This is a genomic window from Sporomusaceae bacterium (assembly GCA_031460455.1).
In the GTDB taxonomy this organism is placed as follows: domain Bacteria; phylum Bacillota; class Negativicutes; order Sporomusales; family UBA7701; genus Anaeroselena.
In genome coordinates, this window is the sequence record JAVKTQ010000007.1 from 1 (window position 1) to 23,735 (window position 23,735).

The 23,735-nt window shown below is 57.8% G+C and carries 24 protein-coding genes, 1 riboswitch and 1 other annotated feature; of the genes, 5 read left to right on the forward strand and 19 right to left on the reverse strand.

Annotated features, from left to right (window positions below; translation table 11 throughout):
* The 5 genes from RIN56_11420 to RIN56_11440 all read right to left on the reverse strand — a co-directional run.
* On the reverse strand, nt 1–1,019 hold a 1,019-nt coding region (locus RIN56_11420), incomplete at its 3' end, for a phosphoenolpyruvate carboxykinase (ATP) (GenBank protein ID MDR7867419.1).
* Nucleotides 1,020–1,046: 27 nt separating this feature from the next.
* Nucleotides 1,047–2,549: a threonine synthase gene (gene thrC, locus RIN56_11425; GenBank protein MDR7867420.1), complete on the reverse strand. Its 1,503-nt coding sequence runs from the start codon at nt 2,547–2,549 to the stop codon at nt 1,047–1,049.
* Between the two features lie 43 nt (nt 2,550–2,592).
* The gene (gene ybaK / locus RIN56_11430) at nt 2,593–3,069 is read right to left on the reverse strand and encodes a Cys-tRNA(Pro) deacylase (protein ID MDR7867421.1); all 477 of its coding nucleotides are present in this window, start codon (nt 3,067–3,069) and stop codon (nt 2,593–2,595) included.
* Between the two features lie 10 nt (nt 3,070–3,079).
* Entirely contained in the window at nt 3,080–4,153 is a 1,074-nt protein-coding gene (locus tag RIN56_11435; GenBank protein MDR7867422.1) for a DUF362 domain-containing protein, read from the reverse strand.
* Nucleotides 4,154–4,291: 138 nt separating this feature from the next.
* Nucleotides 4,292–4,552 carry a hypothetical protein gene (locus tag RIN56_11440; protein ID MDR7867423.1) on the reverse strand — a complete coding sequence of 87 codons (261 nt, stop codon included), beginning with the start codon at nt 4,550–4,552 and terminating at the stop codon, nt 4,292–4,294.
* Between the two features lie 220 nt (nt 4,553–4,772).
* On the opposite strand from RIN56_11440, the gene RIN56_11445 reads away from it, so the two are divergent.
* Nucleotides 4,773–5,837, forward strand: coding sequence for an HD domain-containing protein (locus RIN56_11445; GenBank protein MDR7867424.1), 1,065 nt, complete (start codon nt 4,773–4,775; stop codon nt 5,835–5,837).
* On the opposite strand, the gene aroF is transcribed toward RIN56_11445, so the two are convergent.
* The 6 genes from aroF to fliB all read right to left on the reverse strand — a co-directional run bounded on the left by aroF (nt 5,838) and on the right by fliB (nt 10,754).
* Nucleotides 5,838–6,851, reverse strand: coding sequence for a 3-deoxy-7-phosphoheptulonate synthase (aroF, locus tag RIN56_11450; GenBank protein MDR7867425.1), 1,014 nt, complete (start codon nt 6,849–6,851; stop codon nt 5,838–5,840).
* An 11-nt stretch (nt 6,852–6,862) separates the two neighbouring features.
* Nucleotides 6,863–7,735 (reverse strand): prephenate dehydratase, encoded by an 873-nt coding sequence (gene pheA / locus RIN56_11455; GenBank protein MDR7867426.1) that lies wholly within the window; start codon nt 7,733–7,735, stop codon nt 6,863–6,865.
* 63 nt (nt 7,736–7,798) lie between these two features.
* Nucleotides 7,799–8,051, reverse strand: a binding site (T-box leader).
* A gap of 55 nt (nt 8,052–8,106) precedes the next feature.
* Nucleotides 8,107–8,721, reverse strand: a complete 615-nt coding sequence (locus tag RIN56_11460; protein MDR7867427.1) for a L,D-transpeptidase family protein — start codon at nt 8,719–8,721, stop codon at nt 8,107–8,109.
* A gap of 133 nt (nt 8,722–8,854) precedes the next feature.
* Entirely contained in the window at nt 8,855–9,106 is a 252-nt protein-coding gene (locus tag RIN56_11465) for a hypothetical protein (GenBank protein MDR7867428.1), read from the reverse strand.
* Between the two features lie 15 nt (nt 9,107–9,121).
* Nucleotides 9,122–9,418: a hypothetical protein gene (locus RIN56_11470; protein ID MDR7867429.1), complete on the reverse strand. Its 297-nt coding sequence runs from the start codon at nt 9,416–9,418 to the stop codon at nt 9,122–9,124.
* A gap of 136 nt (nt 9,419–9,554) precedes the next feature.
* Nucleotides 9,555–10,754, reverse strand: coding sequence for a flagellin lysine-N-methylase (gene fliB / locus RIN56_11475; GenBank protein ID MDR7867430.1), 1,200 nt, complete (start codon nt 10,752–10,754; stop codon nt 9,555–9,557).
* 191 nt (nt 10,755–10,945) lie between these two features.
* Here fliB and RIN56_11480 point away from each other — a divergent pair, with 191 nt between their 5' ends.
* The gene (locus RIN56_11480) at nt 10,946–11,284 is read left to right on the forward strand and encodes a hypothetical protein (protein ID MDR7867431.1); all 339 of its coding nucleotides are present in this window, start codon (nt 10,946–10,948) and stop codon (nt 11,282–11,284) included.
* A gap of 102 nt (nt 11,285–11,386) precedes the next feature.
* Here RIN56_11480 and cobT (RIN56_11485) read toward each other — a convergent pair whose 3' ends face one another.
* The 4 genes from cobT (RIN56_11485) to RIN56_11500 all read right to left on the reverse strand — a co-directional run bounded on the left by cobT (RIN56_11485) (nt 11,387) and on the right by RIN56_11500 (nt 15,537).
* Entirely contained in the window at nt 11,387–12,472 is a 1,086-nt protein-coding gene (cobT, locus tag RIN56_11485) for a nicotinate-nucleotide--dimethylbenzimidazole phosphoribosyltransferase (GenBank protein MDR7867432.1), read from the reverse strand.
* On the reverse strand, nt 12,466–13,545 hold the full coding sequence (cobT, locus tag RIN56_11490) for a nicotinate-nucleotide--dimethylbenzimidazole phosphoribosyltransferase (GenBank protein MDR7867433.1): 1,080 nt from the start codon (nt 13,543–13,545) through the stop codon (nt 12,466–12,468). Before cobT (RIN56_11490) ends, cobT (RIN56_11485) begins: the two co-directional genes overlap by 7 nt.
* A 92-nt stretch (nt 13,546–13,637) precedes the next feature.
* Nucleotides 13,638–13,821: riboswitch (cobalamin riboswitch) on the reverse strand.
* Nucleotides 13,822–13,879: 58 nt separating this feature from the next.
* Nucleotides 13,880–14,476, reverse strand: coding sequence for a hypothetical protein (locus RIN56_11495; protein MDR7867434.1), 597 nt, complete (start codon nt 14,474–14,476; stop codon nt 13,880–13,882).
* 104 nt (nt 14,477–14,580) lie between these two features.
* Nucleotides 14,581–15,537, reverse strand: a complete 957-nt coding sequence (locus RIN56_11500) for a threo-3-hydroxy-L-aspartate ammonia-lyase (protein MDR7867435.1) — start codon at nt 15,535–15,537, stop codon at nt 14,581–14,583.
* A gap of 210 nt (nt 15,538–15,747) precedes the next feature.
* Here RIN56_11500 and nadE point away from each other — a divergent pair, with 210 nt between their 5' ends.
* Both nadE and RIN56_11510 read left to right on the forward strand, forming a co-directional pair.
* On the forward strand, nt 15,748–17,649 hold the full coding sequence (nadE, locus tag RIN56_11505; protein ID MDR7867436.1) for an NAD(+) synthase: 1,902 nt from the start codon (nt 15,748–15,750) through the stop codon (nt 17,647–17,649).
* A 36-nt stretch (nt 17,650–17,685) separates the two neighbouring features.
* On the forward strand, nt 17,686–18,576 hold the full coding sequence (locus tag RIN56_11510) for a radical SAM protein (protein ID MDR7867437.1): 891 nt from the start codon (nt 17,686–17,688) through the stop codon (nt 18,574–18,576).
* A 53-nt stretch (nt 18,577–18,629) separates the two neighbouring features.
* Here the strand turns inward: RIN56_11510 and RIN56_11515 are convergent, their stop codons facing one another.
* From RIN56_11515 to RIN56_11525, 3 genes are all read right to left on the reverse strand, one after another.
* The gene (locus tag RIN56_11515; GenBank protein ID MDR7867438.1) at nt 18,630–18,983 is read right to left on the reverse strand and encodes a hypothetical protein; all 354 of its coding nucleotides are present in this window, start codon (nt 18,981–18,983) and stop codon (nt 18,630–18,632) included.
* Between the two features lie 14 nt (nt 18,984–18,997).
* A complete protein-coding gene (locus tag RIN56_11520; GenBank protein ID MDR7867439.1) occupies nt 18,998–20,509 on the reverse strand; it encodes a hypothetical protein in 1,512 nt (503 codons plus the stop codon).
* 240 nt (nt 20,510–20,749) lie between these two features.
* Complete coding sequence (locus RIN56_11525; GenBank protein MDR7867440.1) at nt 20,750–21,058, reverse strand: zinc-ribbon domain containing protein; 309 nt, start codon at nt 21,056–21,058, stop codon at nt 20,750–20,752.
* A gap of 378 nt (nt 21,059–21,436) precedes the next feature.
* Here RIN56_11525 and RIN56_11530 point away from each other — a divergent pair, with 378 nt between their 5' ends.
* Nucleotides 21,437–22,774, forward strand: a complete 1,338-nt coding sequence (locus tag RIN56_11530; GenBank protein MDR7867441.1) for a DEAD/DEAH box helicase — start codon at nt 21,437–21,439, stop codon at nt 22,772–22,774.
* Nucleotides 22,775–23,101: 327 nt separating this feature from the next.
* Here the strand turns inward: RIN56_11530 and RIN56_11535 are convergent, their stop codons facing one another.
* A complete protein-coding gene (locus RIN56_11535; GenBank protein ID MDR7867442.1) occupies nt 23,102–23,713 on the reverse strand; it encodes a lactate utilization protein in 612 nt (203 codons plus the stop codon).
* Between the last annotated feature and the right edge of the window lie 22 nt (nt 23,714–23,735).

Sequence of the window (23,735 nt, forward strand, 5' to 3'; positions counted from 1 at the left end):
GCGTCGGCGGTCAAAAAGACGATCGTCTTGGGGTGGCCGCCCACGCCGGGGATGACCGCTCCCGGTATATAGTCGACCGGATAGGCGACGCGGGTGTTCTCGGTGATCGCCTCGCTGTCGTAGTCCACTTCGCGGGTGGCCTCGTCGATAACGACATTCTCCAGCACCGCCCCGAAGCGGATGGCCTCCCAGATCTGCGGCTCGGTCTCGTATTTGAGCTTGATGCACTTGGCGTAGCAGCCGCCTTCGATGTTAAATATGCCGCTATCCGACCAGCAGTGCTCGTCGTCGCCGACCAGTTTCCGGCCGGGGTCGGCCGACAGCGTCGTCTTGCCGGTGCCGCTCAGGCCGAAGAACAGCGCCGCGTCGCCCTTGGCGCCGATGTTGGCCGAGCAGTGCATCGATAATATGCCCTTTAAGGGCATGACGTAGTTCATGCAGGTGAAGACCGACTTCTTCATCTCCCCGGCGTAGTGGCTGCCGCCGATGAGGACAAGGCGGGCGGCGAAGTCGAGGATAATGAACGCTTCGGAGTTGGTGCCGTCGCGGGCGGGGTCGGCCTTGAAGCCCGGCAGGCAGATGACGGTGAAGTCCGGCCTGGGGTCAACGGGCGGCGCGTCGGGCCGCACGAACAGCTGGTGGACGAAGAGGTTCTGCCAGGCGAATTCGTTGATGAAGCGCACAGCCAGCCGCTCTTGCCCCGAGCCGGCGAAGCCGTCGAAAACGTAAAGATTGCGGCCTGCGGCGTAGGCCAGCATCCGCTCGTAAAGGCTGGCGAACTTTTCGGGCGCGAAGGACTTGTTGTTGCTCCAGTCGATGGCGGCGTGAACCGTCGGCGAATCGACGACGAACTTGTCGTTGGGCGAGCGGCCGGTGTACTTGCCGGTGGTGACGCGCAGGGCGCCGCTGGCGGTCAGCATGCCTTCGCCGGCGCGCACGGCGTGCTCCGCCAGCACGGGCACCGGCAGATTGTAGTGGGCCCTGGCGGCCTTCTCTAGCATCTTCTGGGCGTAATCCATTCTGTCTCCCCTATCCTTAATTCTTTTCTATTCCCTGGCCAAAGCCTCGTCGACCATTGTCTTCATCTCGTCCGGATCGCAGACAGCTTTATGCCTTACGGCTTTATGCTCAAGCCCGGCCAGCGAGGGAGGCATCGGACTGGCGGTCAACCGGGAGAGCTCACGGGCGGCCGCGAAGGCCGATTTGCCAATCAGCGCTTCCGGCCCGGCAAGGGCTGCCAGAACGCTGTCGTTGAATTTAAAAGGACTGGCGGTGGAAACGACGACGGCGGGAACTACGTCGCCCGTTGCCTCGCGGTAAGCCTTCAAAACGCGGGTCGCCACCGCGGTGTGGGGATCTACCAGATAGCGGTGCCGGTCGTATACAGCCCTGATTTCGTCGGTCGTGCCCCGGTCGCCGGCCCAATCCGACCAGAAGGTATCCTGGATTGACGCCAGCGGCTGTCCCTCCACACGGTAGACGCCGTCCTGATTAAGCTGTTCCATCCATGCCGCCACCTGGGCGGAGTCGCCGCCGGTGACGTGATACAGGAGCCTTTCCAGGTTACTGGAGATAAGGATATCCATGGAGGGGGACAGAGTTTTGTGGAAACTGCGCCGGCGGTCATAGACCCCGGTGCGGAGGAAATCGGTTAGCACATTATTGGCGTTGGCCGCGCAGACCAGCCTGTTGACCGGCAGCCCCATAAGTTTGGCGTAATAGCCGGCAAGGATGTTGCCAAAATTGCCAGTGGGCACAACAAAGTTGACCGGCTGTCCGGCGGAGATAGTTCCACCCTTGAGCAGATCGGCGTAAGCGCTGAAATAGTAGACTATCTGCGGCAGCAGGCGCCCCCAGTTGATCGAATTGGCGGAAGAAAGTTTGAAGCCGCGGGCTGCGAGTTGCTCGCCGGCCACGCGGTCGCCGAAAATTCGCTTGACGCCGGACTGGGTATCGTCGAAATTGCCGCGCACCGCCACTACAGCGACATTGCCGCCTTCCTGGGTGACCATCTGAAGGCGTTGCATCTCGCTGACCCCTTCGTGGGGAAAGAAGACGATGATGCGGGTCCGCTCCACATCGCGGAAACCTTCGAGAGCGGCCTTGCCGGTATCGCCCGAGGTGGCCACAAGGATGACGATCTCGGCCGTTTCCCCGGTCTTGGCCAGCGCGCGCACCAGCAGCTGGGGCAGTATCTGCAGCGCCATGTCTTTGAAAGCGCTGGTCGGTCCGTGCCACAGCTCAAGCATATGGGTATCGCCGTCCAGCGAGACGACCGGGGCAACCGCGGGGTGGTCGAACTTGGCCGCGCCGTACGCGGCGTCAACGCAGGCGGCTATCTCCTCCTGCGAGAAGTCGGCGAGAAAAAGCTCGAGAATGCTTACGGCGCGTTGCCGGTAGCTGAGCGGCAGGAGAGCGTCGAGGAAATTCCGATCGATCACCGGCACCGCCTCGGGAACGAACAGGCCGCCATCGGGAGCGATGCCGGTCTTGATCGCCGCCGCCGCCGTCAACTTCTCCCGGCCGCCGCGGGTACTATGATATAGCATATCACACCTCAATTTCCGGGGAAGGTTGCCCTGATTCCCCCTGTCATGTTTTCGTCCTGGCGATCGCGCCTGTTTTGCCGCCCACCGCCGCCAGGACGTCGTCCGGCGTCAACACCATCTGGCAGCCGCGCACACCGGCGCTAACCGATATCTCCGGCCAGACGAGGATAGTTTCGTCGAAATAGGTGGGATACCGCTTTTTGGTGCCGACGGGGGAAACACCGCCGCGGATGTAGCCGGTCAGGCTCTGAACCTCTTTAAGCGGCACCATGTCAACCTTCTTGTTGCCGCTGACCGTGGCCAGGGCCTTAAGGTCAAGCTCGAACGAACCGGGAATGCAGGCCAGTATGACGCCCGTTTTGTCACCTTTGGCGACAAGCGTCTTAAAAACCTGCTCGGACGGCATGCCGACCTTAGCGGCGACGCTCTCGGCGCTGAGGTCGTTTTCGTCCACCGGATATTCTATGAGCCGATAGGTTAATTTGAGCCCGTCGAGAATTCGGGCGGCGTTGGTTTTCACGCTGATTACCTCATTTTACCTCGATCAACTCGTATTCGAGGGAGCCCATGCCGACCTTGGCGGCGTGCTCGATCTGGATCATGGCATCATGCTTGGCGTAAGCCAACTGGGCCAGCGACTGACCGTGGGCCTTGGCGGTGAGATCGAGGGTTGCTTTGTCGATGGCTACCGGGTCGTCGGAAGCGAGGATGCCGATGTCTGGTATGAGCTTGCGTTGGTCGACGTTGAAACAGTCGCAGTCTTTGGTCATGTCGATCATGACATTAAAGAAAAAGCACTTGCCCTTCTTGCCGACGATTGCCCCATAGGCGTGCTCGGCCATGCTGCGCTGCATGTAGCCCGATTCCGCCCCCCAGTCGTAGCTGACGGCGTCGAAACGGCACATAGCCAGGCATTCGCCGCAACCGATGCATTTCTCCGTCATTATATACGCTTTGCCGTCCTTCTCGACGATAGCATCGCGCGGGCACCACTTGATGCACTTCCCGCAGAAGCGGCACTTGTCGGTGAGCACTTCGGGCAGCATCGCCGAATGCTGGCGCATTTTGCCCATGCGGCTGGCCAACCCCATGCCGAGGTTCTTGAGGCAAGCGCCCAATCCGGCAGCAGGATGCCCGGTGGGATGAGCCACGGCGATGAGTGTATCCGCGCTCATTATTTCGCGCGCGACTTTGACGCTTTTATGCAATTCGCCGTCGATCGCCACCTCGTACTCGGTGTTGCCGGTGAGACCGTCGGCCATTATGAACGGGGCGCCGACGCTGTCGATGCCGAAACCGTGGCGGTGGGCGTGAAGAATGTGCTTTACGGCGTTCTCCCGTTCGCCTTTGTAGAGGGTGGACGTCTCGGTGAGGAAGGGGACGCCGCCTTTGTCCTTGACCCTGTCAACCAGCAGCTTGATAAGTTCGGGCTTTATGTGGGTGGTGTTCTTCTTTTCGCCGACATGAAGCTTCACGGCTACGAAATCCTTGGCGGCGATTACGGCCTCGGCGCCGGACGCCGTATAGATCCTGTCCATCGCCACCGCCTGCTCGCTGATCGGCAGGCCGTCGGACACGGGAAGAAAGTACACTTTAGCGGTCAATGGGAACACCTCGCGTTTATTTTCTATTTTTTCTCAAAATCATATATACTCTTCCTGCGTTTGTCAAGGCGGGTAATCGACTGCACGCGCGAAGCCGCGGGCACCTGCGCCCGCGGCCTCCCGGCAGCTAAGGTTCCTTTAGAAATCCAGGCTCATTGTCTTAACCTTGACGTTGGGGATGGCGTTGAGCTTTTTCTCCATGTCTTTGACAGGGATGTTCTCACCGCAAAGCTGGAGAAGGATGAGGCCGGTGTTGGTGCATTGGTCGATTGCGGCATCATGCAGTCCGAGCCTTACCCTGATGAAGCAGCCAAATTCGGTGAGAATGTCCTGAACCTTCGGGGCGGTCTCGACGCGGTTCTCTTGGAGAATTGCCACGATCGTCGAGCAGTTGGTCATTGGCGTCACCTCACATTTATTTTTTCTGGCGCATTACCTAATATTTCTTATTATCTTCTTTTCCATGCGCAATAATCCCTGCCGGGGACAATGACAAACCGCTAAATGAAAATAGTCATTTTCGCGAAAAAAGTATTCTTTCCCCGAAATTGATAAAGGAAAAACCGCTCAACCGTCGTACTTACCATAAATAGGAATTACTTCTGAGGAGACTGTGTGAATGACACAAAGGGAAGCCCTGCGTAGAACGGTGCAGCTCCATGTCAATCAACTCGTACCGGGAATGGAACTAGCCCATGACCTCCTCTCAGGAGACGGCGCTGTTCTGATCGGCGCCGGAACTATCGTCAGCAGCCATACCATCAACAAGTTGAAAAACTGGCAAATCGCCGTTGCCAATATCGTCAGCGAAGTACCCGTCAACCCCATCCTCAGTCGAGAGGTCGAGCAGTTTGTCAACAGCTACAACAAGTCGGTCAGTGTCGTTCAGAGTGCGTTTTCCGACCTGAGGGCCAGCCAGGAAATGCCCCTGGAAGCCTTCACGGCCACCGCCGACGAATTGGCCGCAGGCGTTCAGGCGGCCGGCAACGTCGTCGACCGGCTTTACGACCTGCCGCCCTGCGACGACGCCACTTTCCAGCACAGTGTCAACGTCGGCGTCATCGCCGCTCTCATCGCTACCTGGATGAACTACCCGCCGGAAGTGGTCAACGCCGTTTCCCTAGCCGGCCTACTCCACGATGTCGGCAAATCCCAGCTCCCGCAATCCCTTCTCCACCGCACCAACCTGCTGCCTCCCAACGACTACGCCCACTACAAGCAGCATGTCCGCTACGGCTTCGAGCTTGTCAAGGGCCTTGATCTCGCCGCCAGCGTTAAAGCCGCCATCGCCCAGCACCACGAGCGTAACGACCGTAGCGGCTACCCGCTGAGCCTGCCGGGGGAAAAGATCCACCCCTACGCCAAAATCGTCGCCGTCGCCGACATCTACGATGAAGCCCTGACGATAAACCGCAACCCGTGCGCCGTTTACAGCCCCTATTCGGGTCTGGAGACAGTCAACGACGCCAAGCACCAGGCCGACCCGGAAATATGCTTGTTGTTCTCCGGGCGGATGCTCAACTTCCTGTGCGGCAATATCGTCGCCCTAAACGACGGCCGCGAAGCCCGGGTGGTCTACCTTAACCCGGTGTCGCCTTCCCGCTCGATCGTTCAGCTCACGAGCGGCGCGGTCCTGGATCTGGCCGACGACCCCGAGCTCCGCATCCATCACGTAATCCGCTAACTACACCGCCGGGCGGAGAAAGGCGGCCAACGAAAACACCGCCGCCATCAGTTCTCGGTACTGATTGGGATCGAGGGACTGGGGCCCGTCGGAAAGAGCCTCAGCCGGGTTGGGGTGCATTTCGACCATCAGACCGTCGGCGCCCGCGGCCACAGCGGCCAGCGCCATCGGCCCGACAAGCTCGCGGCGGCCGGTGCCGTGGCTTGGATCGACGACGACCGGCAGGTGGCTGAGCTTTTTTGCCGCCACGACCGCGCTTAAGTCCAGGGTATTGCGGGTGTATTCCTCGAATGTGCGGATGCCCCGTTCGCAGAGCATGACCCGGAAGTTGCCCTCGCTGAGGATATATTCGGCGGCGTGCAGCCACTCGCTGATTGTAGCCGCGATCCCCCGTTTGAGAAGCACCGGCTTGCCCGCCTGGCCGACCGCCTGCAGCAGCTTGAAGTTCTGCATGTTGCGGGCGCCGACCTGAAGTACATCGGCATATTCCGCCACCATCGCAACCGAGGTCACGTCTACGACCTCGGTTACTATTTTCAGGCCGGTAGCGTCGCGGGCCTCTGCTAAATACTCAAGGCCCTGGCGCTCCAGGCCCTGGAACGAATACGGCGAAGTACGCGGTTTAAAAGCACCGCCCCGCAGGAACTGCGCACCGCCCTCTCTGGCGATTTCGGCTGCCTCGAGAAGCTGCGTGCGGCTTTCCACGGCGCACGGCCCGGCCATGACGACCAGCTTCCCGCCGCCGATCTCAACTCCACCGACGTCGATAACCGATGCCTCGGGACGGAACTGCCGACTGGCCAATTTATAGCTGTCGGTGACCGGCAGCACCTTTTCCACGCCCGGAAAAGCTTCCACCGGCAGGGTAACGATCAGCCGCTTGTCGCCGACGATGCCGATCAGCGTCCTGTCCTGTCCGCGCGACAGGCAGGTCGATAGGCCGGCTGCCTCGACGCGGCCGACGACGTGGCTGATGTGGCTGTCGGTAGCATCATGTTTCATTACGATTACCATGGTGAACCTCCTCAGTCGTCCTGATATTTGACCATATACACGGGATATGAGCCGAGGCTCTTGAACCATAGGCTTTTCTTGCAGACGGCCTCTACCGCTTCACGGACATTGTCGTCCTCCAGGCTGCCTTCGGCATCCAGGAAGAAGATATACTGCCCCAGGCCGGTGCGCGCGGGCCGGGACTCGATCTTCGTCAAATTGACCTGGCGGCAGGCGAATTCGCCGAGAATATCATGCAAACTGCCTGGCTTCTCGCCGTTGATCTGGCAAATGAGCGAGGTTTTGCAACCCGGCCCGCCCGCTGTCGCCGCATCGCAGGCGAGAACGATAAAGCGCGTGCTGTTGTGCGGATTATCCTGGATTTCCGTAGCCGTCACCGCGAGACTATAAAGCCGGGCGGCCCGCAGGCTGCCGATCGCGGCCGTATTCTTGGCGCCGCCTGCCACCTGATAGGCTGCGGCCGCGGTGCTCTCCACAGCGACCAGTTCGGCGCCGGGGTAATGCTCGCGCAGGTAGTTGCGGCATTGGGCGAGAGCCTGGGGGTGGGAGAGGATAACGTTGATGTGCTTTGTATCGTCCCGCGTCAGCAGATTGTGGCGGATGGGCAGTATCATCTCCTTGACGATGCGGAGATCCACTTCGTGGGCCAGTGTGTCGAGGGTGATATTCACTGAGCCGTCGAGGGAGTTTTCCACCGGGACGATACCCTCCGCCGCCTCGCCGTCGGCCACCGCCCGGATCACGGCGTCAATGCTCGCGTACGGTGTAAAGTATCCCTCGACCCCCCGGTAAAAGCTGAGCGCGATTTCCTCGCTGAAGGTGCCGCGGGGTCCGAGGTAAGCTACTTTGGGCTCGGCAGCCGGTTGCGGTCTGGTTGTTGTCACAGTGATCTCCTCCTCAAATATATATTGGTCCTTTATCCGGGAAAAACAAAAAAGCCCTCGTCCGTAAAGGACGAGGGCTTCGCTCGCGGTACCACCTTTGTTACCCGCCAAACGGCGGGTCACCTCAAGGGTACGGGCCGAAACCGATACCCCCCTTCTTGTAACGGCGAAGGTTCCCGGCATCCCCTACCACCCTTGCGGGCTTCAGTTTGCAACTCCCAGGAGAACTTCGGCATCTTACCCGTACCGGGCTCCCACCAACCCCGGCTCTCTGCGACAAGGCGTCATGCCTACTTTTCCTGTTCACGGTTTTTGTAATGTGCGGTTGTTGAAAGTGATTATAACATAGTCTACCGGAAGGTGCAAGGAGATTACTGCACGCCGAGGACAATCACCGGCCTCTTCCCAGGCTCCAACCAGGCGATAATCTCCAGGAGATCGGCCTCGGCCATAGCGACGCAGCCACTCGTAGGTTCCCCGGGCCCACGCCACAGGTGGACGAAGATCGCGCTGCCCTTGCCCGGAATCACCGGCCGGGTGTTATACTCCACGACGATCCCGTGGCGGTAGAGGCCGTCCGTTCGTAGCATCGTCTCCCACGACGAGGCCTGTAGTCTGCCGCTAATCCAGGTGTTGTACTGCGGCGATGCGGGGTCGTCGACCCAATAGTCCTTTACTGTAATCTGACGGTAAGGCATTGCGGTGTGAGCAGTGGCCGCGTAGCCAAAAACAAGGCTGAGGGGATAGACGCCTGTTGGCGTACCGCCGTCGCCTTCGATTTTATCGGCTGGTGGAATAAAGCCGCTCCGTCCGATGACTGCCGCCGCTTCGCAAACCGGCAGCCAGCAGCCGTTCCGGCGCTCCCAGGTGGTCAAGGTCACTTGGCAGCCACCGACCGCATCGAGGTAAACGGTCACAGCCTGCTCGATGCAGTTGTCGAGGTGGTCGAGGATGGCGGGTTGCTGTCTGAACTGGTCATGCATCATCGTCACTCCATAGGCTCCGTGTAGGGAGTATATTTCCCCCTGGCAGATGGCTTTTCCTGCCTGTCTTGGCTTCGACGAAGCTAATAGCAGAGAAGAACCGGAACCTTGTGGTTCCGGTTCGTGGTCGCTTTATTTAGTCTTCACCTACGGAAGTAACAGCACAAAGATTAATGGTGATATTACCCAAATCAATTTCGTCTCCGCCGGGAAGATCCGCCTCGACGTCTGAACCGAGGGCCAATCTATCCTCCACGCGAACAAGCCGCCCCAGTTCGAACTGGAATCCCCCTACCGTTCTTATGTTTACGTCTTCCTCGCCTTCCAGGCGCTTCAAGATATGGATGAGGCGGCACGTGCTATCACGGGCAACCGGTTCGTCACTCACTTCTATTTCCCTCCTTTAAGCCTCATTCTTTTCACAATTGAACGGGTTTTTCTGTACGTTCTTCGATATTGCTACAACAGTACAGATATCGATGAACGACAGGTCTTCTTCCTCTTCCTCGCCACCGGCGGTAATTACGATAACGTCGTCTTCTCCGGCCGCCGGAAGCAGAATGATTATACCGTCTTCCACCCGGTCGAGCAGGCCGAAGAAGGTGAATCCGTCGGCGGTGAACACCACAACGTTGTTGCCGCAGGCGCAGATCAGCTCTTCACACCAATGTCGATTGCATATGTCATCGAAGAATCCCATATGCTCTTCTCCTCCCTCTATGGTTGCTTTATTACAATTTATGCTGAATCAACACAAAAAGCGACTGCGCAAGGGAATCATTTCGCCAGCAGATTTACCGGTCAGACCAAATTCGCGTTGATACTCCCTCCACCGACTATATGGCGGCCAGGAGCAGACCACGTTCCAGAATCTGCCGCGGGCTTTTCCCGGCATTGGTCGCGGCGGCGTACGGATAAAACCAAGTGCCGTAAAAGATGTTCTCTACATCGTAAACCGCCTGCAACACGGTTTGCTCGTCTACGGTCCGGTTTGTGGAAATACCGAGTCCGACACTGAAGGCAACGATAGCGGCATAGGCGAAAGCCATCCGGTAGTAGGCGAGGTGCGGCGGCCGCAGATAAAAGCTTTTATCCAATACGAAATTAACTAGATAGTTCTCCAGGATACCTTCGCCGACATCGCAGGACGAATAATAGTATCGCTCGACCATTTGCCGGTATTGGTCAGGGCGCGGCAGCGTTAATTTAGGCCGGGCCGCACTTTTGGCGCTTTCCGTGGGGTGTGGCGGATCGGCCGATAGAGGAAGCAGTCTCTGACAGAGAGTTTGCGAGCTTGCCGGCGAACGGGAGTTCACCAAAAAAATATTTGCCATCTTAAAAAGCTGGGCTAAATGTTCTCTCAAGTTCCCTGACCCGTCCGACTTCTGTGGTTCGCCTCCGGGAACCAGTCGCCCGAGTTCCTGCCCCAGGGCGACCATCCGCGGGCCAACGAGGCTTCTCCGATCCTGGAGCAGTTCGATAAACCGGTCTTCGAGCAGAGAGTAAGGCAGAAGCGGATTGCCTACAGGGCTTCGTTCAGGGTAATAGCGCTGGATAGTGTTCGGCTGCATAAAGAAAAATTCCGGTCCTTGCCCGTCCTTTATCGGCCAATCGGTTTCGGCAATCGTTATCTTGCCTTGCTGCAACGTTTTTACCGCTGTTGGACAGGAAAGCGACAAAGAAAATTCCAGCGCGTCCTGAGAGGCGAATACATGGCGCGGATAAACCTTGCAGATGTCGAACAGATAGTCTCCGCCAAGCTCGAGCTGGATGCGGCATAGGTTTTTGTCCGATAGATAGGGACACTTCCCGTTAGGGAGAAACCGAAACCGGGGGGCAATGTAACCACTTATGAAATTGTCCTCTAGTTCCTTTTGTCTACCAAGTTCTGCGAGTTTTTTACACAGCTTGTCAAAGGACACGGCATCGATTTTGATCCGCCACTTATTGGTGCAGCATTCGCCGCATTGGGCGCAGCGAAAGGCGGCGACGTGGCTGGGAAGTCTGATTTTACGTGGGATACTCGTCTCGTCCAAAATGACCCTCCTCACCTCTTCCTTCTTAAATATGATATGGGAAGACCACTGAAATGGTGAGGCGGCGGCTGGAGAGCCATCAACCACGGGCTAAATATTTACATAGCACCTTTACCGTCTACGACGAATATCATACAGTAGATTTACCCTAAAATTCTGGAGTCCCAGCGACTCTAACAGGAGGATTGCAAATGGTGGACAGAGGACAAACGTTTAACGTGGGTCAAACGGTAACGGTTCTTACCGATGACGGCTTTCTGTTTGTCGGCCAGATCGTTGATTGCAGGGTCAAATTAAAGTGTGAGTGCTGCGATGACAGGGGCAAAGACAAATGCGACGATCACAATCACAAAGACGATGTAGAGTGCGACACCTTCCTTGAGCTTGAATTGGAAGAGGATGTCGAAGTGGGAGGCCCCCCCGGCCCGTCCGTCGTCGCGTTTCAAGAAGGCCAGATCGTGTTCATCAACTTCTGCCAGATCATCGCCATTGCCCCAGGGTTCCCGCCGACTAAAGGGAAAGATGCTTAAGTAGTTCAAGAGGAACCGGTTACCTAAAGAAGCTGCCAACCAAACATTATCCCTCACTAAAAAAGCACTCCGTATTAGGAGTGCTTTCGTCTTTTTCGGGTACTATACATCCGTCCTCTGCCGCAGCGCCCCCGGCCCGTCCTGGGCAACCGCCACCGCCGCCTCGCCGAAGGTCTTCATGTCGTTAAGCACGTGAAGGCCGGCATCGATCAGCCGCATGCCGAGGGCCGCGCCGGTCCCCTCCCCCAGTCTCATATTGAGATGAAGGTAGGCGTCAAGGCCAATAAGTTTCAAGGCTTCCTTGTGAGCCGGCTCGCAGGAAAAATGCGAACCGACGAGATAATCTCTGGCTGCGGGAGCGAGCTTCACCGCCAAAAGCGCTGCGGCGCTCGTTATAATACCGTCGAGCACCACTGCCGCCCGGCAGGCGGCGGCGCCGAGAATGACGCCCACCAGGCCGGCGATCTCGAAACCGCCGACTTTGGCGAGCACGTCTAGGGCGTCAGAGGGGTCGGGCCGGTTCACGGCGATGGCGCGGCCGATGACATCCGCTTTATAGGCGATGGCGGCGGCCGACAGCCCCGTCCCGCGGCCGGTGAGCTCGGACAGGGTTTTGCGGCTGTAACAGGCGATTATCGCCGTGCTGGGCGTCGTGTTGCCAATCCCCATCTCGCCGAGACCAATGACTTCCGCGCCCTGTCCGACGGCAACCCGGGCCATTCTGACGCCCACTTCGATCGCCCGCAAAGCCTGCTCGCGGGTCATTGCCGGACCACGGGCGATGTTGGCGGTGCCGGGAGCGATTTTCTCGCGGTACAGGCCGACCATCTGGGGCAATTCGACGCCAACGCCGATATCGACAAGAATCAGTTGGGCTCCGGCGTGGCGGGCGAAAGCGTTGATAGCGGCGCCGCCGTGCAAGAAGTTGACCACCATCTGGGGGGTAACCTCACGTGGGTAGGCGCTTACCCCTTCGGCGACCACGCCGTGGTCAGCGGCCATCAGGATGATGTATTTCCCCAAATCCCGCGGTCTGGGGCGGCCGGTTATGCCGGCCATCCGGACAGCCAACTGCTCAAGGCCGTGCAGGCTGCCCAGCGGCTTGGTCAGGTTGTCGATCCGCAGCTGACAGGCGGCCATCGCCGCCTCGTCCAGGGGACCTATCGAGGCAATCGTGTCCTTCAGCATGATTTCAAGACCTCCTGGCTCTCGCGGCAAACGCCGGCCTCGGCAAAGGTGGCCATCTCGTCCAGCATCTTGATCGCCGCGTCGAGAAGGTTCATGGCCAGCGAAGCGCCGGTGGCCTCACCGAGGCGAAGCCCCATATCGATGTAAGCTTCGAGACCGAGATATTCGAGCATCTTCGTGTGGGCCGGCTCGGCGGAGAGATGGGACGCCAGCAGATACTCCCGTGCGTCGGCGGCCAAGGACGTCGCGATGAGGGCGGCGGCGCTGGCGTTGAAGCCGTCGATGACGACAAGGCAGCGATGGGCTGCGGCGCCGAGGATCACCCCGGCCAAGGCACCGATTTCGAAGCCACCGACTGTGGCCAGGATGTCAAGCCCGTCGGTGCGGTCGGGGCGGTTGACCGCCAAACCCCGCCTGACGGCGTCGATTTTAATGGCCAGGCGACTGTCCGAGATGCCGGTGCCGCGGCCGGTTGCCTGCTCGGGAGTTATCCCCGTGAAAGCCGCAACAATGGCCGCGCTGGATGTTGTGTTGCCGATCCCCATCTCGCCGATGCTGAAACAGCGGTAGCCGTTTCCGCACCGATCTACGACGATTTCGATACCGGTTTCAATCGCCTGAATCGCCTGCTCCCTCGACATAGCCGGTCCCTGGGTAAAATCGGCGGTGCCGTGTGCGATCTTGCGGTGCCACAGGCCGGGAACGTCAGACAGGTCGCCCGCCACACCCATATCGACGACAACCATGTCGGCGCCGCAGAATTTTGCCAGGGCGTTGGCGCCGGCCCCTTGGGAAAGGAGGTAATTGCGGGTCATGTGGATCGTCGTCTCGATCGGGTAAGCGCTGAGCCCCAGCCGGGCTACGCCGTGGTCGGCGGCTGCCAGCACCATGCACTTCCTGGGGATGGCGGGCCGCTCCTCGCCGGTGACGCCTGCGTACTGGCGGATGATATCCTCCAGCCTGCCCAGGCTGCCCGGCGGCTTGGTAAGGCTGTCCAGCCTAACCTGAACTTTGGCCATTACGCCGTCGTCAAGCGGCACAATCGAGGCCAGTGTTTCCTTGAGCAACTTCATGATATCCCTCCTAAAAAAGCAAAAGCCTCTCAGGGGTGAATAACCCCCGAAAAGCCAAAAATAACCGGGAGATTACTCACCTTTCCGCGAAGGTTCGTATCGACGGCAAAGGCAGGTCTCCTGGCTCCCGGTTCTTCGACGCCTGCGCCTTCCCCTCGCGAGTGGCTGTGCAGGCTCTCCCCGGTACAGTGGCGGGACCGCGTGGCAGCATGGGACATGCTCCGACTTCCCTATTATCCCCCGTTTGGCGGGGGCACCTCTGCCGTATGATATTTTGAGTTATTATACCAATCGCCCGTCTCTTTAGTCAAACCTGTTTCTGGAAGTTTGCTCCCTATTCGAGATTGATCTGCTCCAGGGCAAACTTCTCCACGACCTTATCAAGGGCGAGGCGGATTGCCTGATGACGGTCGGCGAACCCGATGAAGAAATCGTGTTTGGCATATTCGTTGATATACGCCTCGTACGCGTAGCCGCCGGTACGGACGTTGGTGGCGGTGAAAGTGACCGGCACAGAAGCCGACCAAGCCTTCATAAGCAGGAAAATGTCGGGAAAATGAACCCGTTGCCGGATGATAAGCGGGTGAATCTCAGCCCTGACCGCGTAATCGATTCCCAGGTTCCTCAGAGCGCCGATAAGGGCGGCGTCGCTGGCCGCGCGAACATCGTCGATACCCTGGCGGCGCAGGGCATCATTCAGCGCCTGACCGTCCACAAGCAGGTAACGGCCGGTGCCGAACTTGACGTAAAGGGCTTCGGTGACGATATCGGTAATGTATTCGGTCCGTTTCTGGCCGGAGTTGTTGATTACCGGCAGCATGGCGACCGTCGGCCTGCGGATTGCCGTCCCTTCATCTGCATGGGCTACCGTCGTCGCGGACAGCAGGCCGGCAAGCAACAAAACGACTAGTGCGAAAAAAAGGCGACGCATCGAAGGTATCTCCCCTTTGGACTTGGTACTGCTTTATGTATAGTTCGCCACTCTCGACCATTTCCCTGTAAATCTTTCCAGCGACCGCAAATTTTTCCTTGTAGTCAGCCGCTAACCGCTGCAAACAGTTTGCCGACCTCACGAACATCGACGTTGCCGCCGCTGAGGATGACGCCGACCCGCTTGCCGACGATGGGCAGCTTGCGGTGGAACAGAGGAGCGAGCGAGACGGCCCCCGAGGGCTCTACCACTATTTTGAGACGGGTCCACAGATAGTACATCGTACTGATTATTTCCTCTTCACTGACGGTAACCATATCATCGACATACTTGCGCACAAGCGGAAAAGTTATTTTCCCCAGCGAGGGCGTGCGGAGACCGTCGGCGATCGTGGGCGGGTTATGCACGGTGTGCAGTTCGCCCGTTTTGAACGAACGGACGGCATCGTCGGCCAACTCGGGCTCGACGCCGATAACCCGGCAATCTGGCAGAAGATGCTTGGCGCTGATGGCGGTGCCGGAAAGCAACCCGCCGCCGCCGCAGGGAGAGAATAAGTAATCCAGGCTGCCGGTGTCCTCGATGAGTTCCTTGGCGGCTGTCCCCTGTCCCGCAACGACCTCCTCGTGATCGAAGGGCGGGATCAGCGTATAACCGTATTGGGCGGTCAGCTCGTCGGCCACCTTCTCCCGCGTCGTTTTCTCTTTGTCGTACTTAACTATCGTCGCCCCGTAGCCTTCGGTGGCGGCAAACTTCACCGCCGGTGCGTCGGAGGGCATGATAACGGTCGTGGCAATGCCCAGCAACTTGCCGGTGAGGGCGATTGCCTGGGCGTGGTTGCCGGAGGAATAAGTCACGACGCCCCGCGCACGCTCTTCAGGCGGCAGCGCTGTAACGGCGTTGTACGCGCCCCGGAATTTGAAAGCCCCCATCCGCTGGAAGTTCTCGCACTTGAGGTATACGGTGTTGCCGGTAACCCCGTTAAGAAGCCTGGACGTCATAACCGGTGTGCGGTGGGCTACACCGTCGATCCGTCTGGCCGCAGCCAGTACTTTGTCAAACATCTTGTCATCTCCTTTAGCTGTTTATAAAGCCTGCCTCTCACCGCAGTCCGCCCGGCTGCACGGAACGCGTTTTTTGCCCCGGGCGAAAAGGAATAAACCTGCCGGCAGAGAATGATAATAACAGCATTTCCACAGCAGCCGCAAACATTCCTGTTTCTTACTAACGTGCCGTAAAATTCCTGATCGGCAACACGCGAGGTGAACTTTCTGTTGGTTAGAATCGCCCTGGCCCAAATGGAGGTAATACCGGGACGACCGGATCTGAATAGCGCCGCCATGTTGACAATGATCGACGAAGCTCGCGGGCAGCAGGCAGATTTGGTGGTTTTCCCGGAAATGGCCGTTCCCGGCTACCTGCTCGGCGATACATGGGAGCAACAAGCCTTTCTCAAAGATTGCGAGGAATACGGGCGCCGCATCGTCGCCGCCTCCCGCGGCCTGTGCGTCATGTTCGGCAATGTCGGTGTCGACTGGGCGAAACGCGGCGATGACGGCCGGGTGCGAAAATACAACGCCTTTTTCGTCGCCCAGGACGGCCAATTACTTGGCGGCGAGCAGTTTCCCTACAAGTTCCGCATCAAGTCCCTCCAGCCCAACTACCGGGAATTCGACGACTCCAGGCATTTCTACAGCCTGCGCAAACTGGCTCTGGACCTTGGACGACAGCCGGCCGATCTTCTCCGTCCGGTCGCCGTAAACATCGGCGGCCACACCGTCAATATCGGCTGCATCCTCTGCGAAGACGGCTGGAGCGACGACTACGGCCTCAAACCCGTCACAATCCTGAAAAGCGCTGGCGCCGAGCTTATCGTCAACATTTCCAGCTCGCCTTTCACCCTCGGCAAAAACAACAAGCGCAACCGCGTCTTCTCCAAACAAGCGCAGGAAAACGGCATCCCCTTAATTTATATTAACAATGTCGGCCTGCAGAACAACGGCAAAACGGTGTACACCTTCGACGGCTTCAGCACCGTCTACGACGGCGGCGGCCAAATCGTCGCCTACTGCCCGCCGTTCGCCCCGACCATGATGACGGTCGACCTTGACCTCGATACACGAAGTGAAAACCTTGCGCCGGTGACCGTTCCGGACGATCAGGGGATCGCAGCCATTTTCCAAACGCTCCGTTACGGCGTAGCCAATTTCCTGGCCCAGATCGGCCTGGACCGGGTCGTTATCGGCGTATCCGGCGGCATCGACTCCGCTGTCGCGGCAGCGCTGTACACCAACATCCTCGGACCTGATAAGGTGCTGCTCGCCAATCTGCCCAGCGTCTACAACTCCGCCACCACCAAGAACCTTGCCGCGGAACTGGCGAAGAACCTCGGCTGCCTGTACGCCGTCTTGCCCATCCAGGAGGCGGTCGATTTCACCGTGGAGCAGCTAAGCCGCACGGAAATCGTGAACATGAGGGACGGCAGCCGCTTCCACCTGACCGTCACCCCTTTCATGACCGAGAATATCCAGGCCCGCGACCGTTCAGCGCGCGTCCTGGCCGGTCTGGCGGCGGCGTTCGGCGGCGGCTTCACCTGCAACGCCAACAAGAGCGAGATTACCGTCGGCTACGCCACGCTCTACGGCGATCAGGCCGGATTCCTGGCCGCGCTGGCCGATCTCTGGAAACACCAGGTATACGCCGTCGCCGAATATATCAACACAAGCGTCTTCGGCCGCGAGATTATCCCGGCATCCGTCTTCCGCCTCGTCCCGAGCGCAGAGCTATCCCACGCCCAGGCGGTGGACGAGGGCAAGGGGGATCCGCTGATATACCCTTACCACGACTATCTCTTCCGGGCTTTTATGGAATGGTGGGACAGGGCTACCCCCGAGGACATCCTCTGCTGGTACGCGGCCGGCGAGCTGGAAACGCGGCTGGGCTGCGAAGACGGCCTTACCGCCCGCCTCTTCCCGACGGCCGCGGAATTCATCGCCGACCTCGAAAAATGGTGGCGGCTTTACACCGGCATGGCGGTGGCCAAGCGAATCCAGGCGCCGCCGGTGCTCGCCATCAGCCGCCGGGTCTACGGCTTCGACCACCGCGAAGCCCAGAACGGACCTTACTTCACTGCCAGGTACCATAAACTCAAAGAAAAACTCCTTGCCGTAACATGAGGGAGTCCAAACCCATATTGGGAGGATTAACGCAAAATGTATCTCGACAACGCCGAAGGCATGGTCTTCCGCCCCCCTTCCGAAGCCAACAGCCTCATCCTCAGAGTGACCATCGGTTGTTCCCATAACGCATGCTCCTTCTGCGGCATGTACCGCGAAGTGCAATTCCGGTCCCGTCCCGAGGAAGAAGTGACGGCGCTCATCGACACGGCGGCCCGCCACTGGCCGGAAACGCGGCGCATATTCCTGGCCGACGGCAACGCTCTCGTGCTGAAAACCGACCGCCTGCTAGCCATTCTCGCCAAACTGCGGGCTTCTTTCCCCAAGCTCGCCCGCGTGACCTGCTACGGCGGCCCCAAAGATATCCTGCGCAAGACGCCCGACGAACTGGCTGCCCTCAAGGCGGCCGGCCTGCAGATCATCTACCTCGGCGTCGAAAGCGGCGACGACGAAGTGCTCACCCGGGTCTCCAAAGGCGGCACCGCCGCCGAGATGATCGACGCCGGACGCCGGGTCTTAGCGGCCGGCATCAAGCTGTCGGTCATGGTCATCCTCGGTCTGGGCGGCGCCGAGCGCAGCCGCGAACACGCTCTCGGCACAGCCCGGGTAGTGAGCGCAATCAGCCCTACGATGCTCAGCGCCCTCACCCTCATGCTCCATGACGGCACCCCACTCAGGGCCGCGGCCGACCGGGGCGACTTCCACCCCCTCTCCCCCCTCGGCCTGCTGCAGGAACTCAAACTGATGGTGGAGCATGTCGACGTAGCCAGCCCCTGCATCTTCCGCAGCAACCACGTCTCTAACTTTCTGCCTCTCGCAGGAACGCTGCCCCACGACAAAGCCCAGTTGCTTGTCGACATCGACGAAGTGCTTGAAGTCTTCAAGAACAGAACGACGCCCACTTACAACAATACAGGCTCATTCTAAGCAGCGAAAAAGCCGCCCTCAAGGCGGCTTTTGACTTCGACGCGATCATTTCCTCAACGGCGCAGCAGGCTGGCAATGAACCATACCAGGCCGACGGCGGCGAAAAAGAGGAAGAACATCGGCAGGACGACGAACACGACTACGGCGACGACGGCCAGGAGAACGAGCTTGGTCAGCAGGCTCGACTTGCCGCCGAAGGAAACATGGCGAACATAGACTCGCTGGCGCTGTCCGGCGTTATCATATCGGTCCCGGCGCTCATCCTCCGGTCCGTCGTCCAGAGTAACCCCCTGGAAATTTTCGCGCTCAGCCGGAGTGAGCACCTTGACCTGGGCTTCGCTGTCCCGGCAATACGGGCAGCCGGTTTCATGCGACGCAGTATCCCGGCCGCAAGTCGGACATTTCATCATACTCCCTCCCGTCAGGACATGAATAAGGAATACACGAACCCCTCTTCATTGAGATAACGGGGATCGAATTTCGTCAGATCGAGTACCCGGAAAATCTTATCGCGGTTGGCGTAAACGCTGGAGGTCGATACGTCGAAATCGGCGGCCAGTTGTTCGGCCGATATCCCCTGGGGAGAATTGATCTGGGCGTACGCGTACACGACTGCGGCCGCCCAGGCTCCGGGCTTGCGGATCGCGTTGACCGCCAGTTGGCTGAAATCGTGCCATAGCCGCCGGGCGAGGTCGAGATCGTGCTTTGAAAAGCCATATTCCGGCATCAGTTTCGTAAACAGGCGGCTCACTCGCGTATCAGGCGCCCGCGTGACGACGATCGGCGGAAACTTGCGCTCCAGTTGGGCGAAAGGGGTAACGTTGACCTTAGCGAGCGTAATGAGCGAGTCGACGGTGTGGCGGAAAGCCAGAGCGTGGCGGTCGAAGAAATCCTCCCAACTGGCGCCGGGTTGCTGAATATCGAAAATCGCCTTCTGGTGCTGCGCTTCTTCCTTGATGCGGCGGCGGAGGTTTGGGCTCAGCTCGACACTGGTGATATAGTTTACCATGACAGTGTCGCGGGCAAAGACATGCCCGAAAAAAAGCAGCTTCTTCATCGTCTTATAGTCGAATTCGGGATGGGGAAGGCGAAACTTTTCGTCGGTGAACACATTAGTGCACTCCACCCATTCCGACGACAAGACGCGATGGACGGTGAATACTGTGAAGCGGGCGTTGAGAAGCTCATCCATTATCTGGCGTTCCTCGTCGCTGAACACGTCCATGTGGGCCGCGGCGAAATGTCTGAGCGGCGTATCGTCGCTCGCCAGGAGGCGGTAGTCGAACAGGAAAAAATCCCAAAATTCCTGCCAAAACAGGTTGAATTCCCCCGGCTCGGTATCGGGCAGGGTGCTCAGCGGACCGGCAAACAGAAAAAGAGCCCGCTGAAAGTCGTCATTGAACTCCTTGCGCTGAAAAAAAGCCCCCAGCTTAAGCATCAGCCCCTCGACAATATCGTTCACAACCTGATCGAGTTCTTCGCTGAGGGTGTCTACCGCTTTGCGCATAGCCGAGTTGCGGTCATCCAGCTTGATCTTCTTGCCGCCGGCGATTTCCTCGGCCGCCTGCTCCAGCCCGCTGGTGTCGGTCACCAGTTTTTTTAGGGCGAGAAAGCGATAAAAATCGATCAAGACGTTGAAAAACCGCCGCACGGGTTTCAGCGTCGCTTTGAAACCTTTGACATGGACCGCCAGCCACTGGATCACCCGGCTGTACTCCTTGCGGGGGATATCCTCGATGTCGGCGGCCTCGGTATGGTCAAGGTAAAGGAAAAACATCCGGAGATTGGTCCAGATCTCCCGGAGACCGTCGTCTCCGGCGCCTCCCCACGCCTTCTGGCGCAGGAAGCCTTCCACCCAGTCGCGCCTTACCGCCGGACTGTTGGCCATTTCCTCCTCGAAAAAGTGTTTTACCTCGTCATAGACGTTTTTCATCAGGTGAACTTTCTCCTTACGCAAAGGCTAGACTCATTATACCACTTCATAGATAAGGCCGCTAGCAGCGACCTGCCCTGTCAGACGATCGCCTTCTTCGGCGCCTGGCGTTCATCCCATATATTCGCAAATCCATAAAACAAAATTCGCCTGGAAGCCAATCCAGGCGAAGCGGAGTCGACCGACACTACATTTCCGGCCAATCAATAATCTTCTCTTGCGGCAAGCATTCAGTTTTAACTAGTGACGGGCGTTTCTGCTAAAGCAATCGCTGCAATATACGGGCCGGTCGCCGCTGGGGCGGAAGGGTACCTGTGTTTCCCGGCCGCACTCCGCACAGGTAGCCGGATGCATCTCACGTCGCTGAAAGCCACCGCCACCGCGGCTATAGCCCCCACCGGGGTTCTGTTGCTTGCGGGCTGCCCGGCAATCGGGGCAACGGCCGGGTTCATTTGTGAAGCCCTTTTCGGCAAAGAAGTCTTGTTCAGATGCGCTGAAAGTAAATTCTCTATCGCAATCTCGGCAGGTTAGCGTTTTGTCTTGGGCCATAGTATTACCTCCCAGAAATAAATAAATTGCCTTTCTCATGTCTATATTATTGACATACGTCGCAACACAGATACCTTGCAGATAATGGGCAAAGCCGCATTGAGCCTTTTATGCGGCCAACGCAAGGAAAAGAATTTGCATTGCACTAGTTAGTGTGCTAGCATAAGTATATAGCCTGTGGTGCACGTCATCTTTAATCCTGAGCTTCCCATGTTTTCGTAAATTTGCGGATTTACCTAACGGTAAGTCCCTTTTTTGTAGCAGCCTGTCCACTCCGCCCTGGCAGCCTACGATGCCTGGCGCTCCCCAGAATACCGTGCCAATGGCCTGTGCAGACTAAGGGCGGAACAGTAACTAAAAAACAAAGGGGTATCATAAATGTCCCACGATTTTTTGACGCTGGGCATCCGGCGGGAAGTAAACGGTTTTCTGCAGCAAATGGGAATTACCGAGCCTACGCCGATTCAAACAAAAGCAATTCCCGTGGCGATGGCGGGAAAAGACCTTGTTGCTCAGGCGCAGACGGGTACGGGAAAGACACTGGCTTTCTTATTGCCTATTATGGAAAGCATTGAGCCTAACAAGCCCTATGTTCAGGCCTTAATCGTCACCCCTACCAGAGAACTGGCGCTGCAGATTACCAAAGAAGCCAAGAAACTGGGCGATAAGTTTGCTGTTGATGTCCAGGCTTTATTTGGCGGCCATACCTTAGAGAAACAGATTAACCAGCTAAAAAGCCCCCCGCACATTGTAGTAGGTACGCCGGGCCGTTTGCTGGATCTTATCCGCCGCAAAAAGCTCAGCCTTGCCGGAGTGTCCAAGCTTGTGCTGGATGAAGCGGATCAAATGCTCCATATGGGCTTCTTGGATGATGTCGAAGAAATCATTAACCAAACCGCCAACAAGCACCAAACAATGTTATTTTCGGCGACAATACCGCCGAAAATCCGTTCACTGGCTGCGCGGTATATGGGAAAAGCTGTCGATATCCGTGTTCAGACCCCTAATGTGACGCTGGACGAAATCAAGCAGATTATTGTGGAGACAACCCAGGAAGAAAAACTTGACAGACTTTGCAGTATGATAGATGAATATCGCCCTTATCTGGCGATGGTTTTTTGCCACACAAAGCAGCGCGCCATATCTCTTAACATCGCGCTTGCTCAGCGCGGCTACGAAGTGGACGAGCTTCACGGCGATCTGTCTCAGGCGAAGCGCGAGCAAGTGATGAAGCGGTTCCGGGAGGCAAAGCTGCAAATACTGGTTGTAACGGACATAGCCGCCAGGGGTCTCGACATCGAGGGCGTTACCCACATCTTTAACTACGATATCCCTCATGACACCGAATCTTATATCCACCGCATCGGCAGAACAGGCCGCGCTGGACAGACCGGTACAGCTGTGACATTCGTCGTCCCGGGAGAACATTCATACCTGCGTATAATCGAGCAAGGCATCCGGGCCTCAATTAAAAGGCAAAAATCCAAGGAAACAAAAGGCGCTGTAGATAACGAGACTATTGATGGCCAAGCGACCGCGAGGAAGTCCCCCCTGTCTCCTCCGGCCAGGAAAAAACAGCTAGCTGCCAAAAATACTCCCGCCCATGGCGGAAGTAACCTGCGAAGCCGCCGCAAGCCTAAAACCGACGAGAGCTCGCCTCCTCCGAGTCATCGGGGGGCAAAAGGCAGACCAGCCAGACGGGGGCGTCCCTCATAAGAACATTCGGCTGCACCCAATCAACAAAAAAGGTGCGCCTGGCATTTAACCAGGCGTACCTTTTTTGTTATTTCCCTCGGCCGCTTTTTCGCATCGGCATCTGACGCTGATTGTTATTCCCTGGTGTAGTTTTCGAGTTCTTAGGAAACGGCTTATTATTCTCATTTGCTTTTTTTTTCTTCTCCGCCAGCAGTGCATTAAGGTCCATAGCTCTCTTCCCTTTCATAGAATTACTCGTTATTTATTTCATGATTCCCCGTCAAATTTCCTCTTGCAAAATGGTGTTACAGCGATTTCCCGCAATCGCGAAAATGCCTACACCCCCGCTCATATTCCCAGGTCTTCATCCACTATTATGACATGAATGCGTTCCTTATCTGCCGGCATTTGGCTGCCGATTACCGTGTAACACCGACAAATTCTCTCCGGTGAACTGCAGTCCGAACATACCCCGCTAGTGGCGCAGGGAGTAGCGCGCCCCAACTTGCGGGCCAGTGAGGGAGCAGCCTTTTCCCGCAGGCGTTGCCACGCATGTGCCTGATCGCGAACTACCTTGTTCCTGCCGACAACGACAACTACCTTATCGGGGCCGAACAGCATTGCCGCAACCCGATTGCCTTTGCCGTCGATATTGACCAACTCGCCATCCATTGTCACGGCACTCGTGCCGGTAAAGTACACATCGGCCAGCAAGCCCCGCTTACGGCGGCTGATATTTTCGCCGGGCGAAATACCTGCTTCGAACTGATTTATGACGTCGTATTTCCCGCTGATTAGTGCGTCAAAAATCCCCGTCTCGCGGAGACTAAGCGAATTACCCATCGCAACCGTAGCCCCGGCCGGGATTAACTCCAAGGCAATCGCTTTTGCTTCCGCACTGTTTCGAACCCAATAAGCGTTTATGTTGCGGCTCTGTAATTTTTCGATCAACTGCTGCATAAACGATCTCCTCTTTTAATAC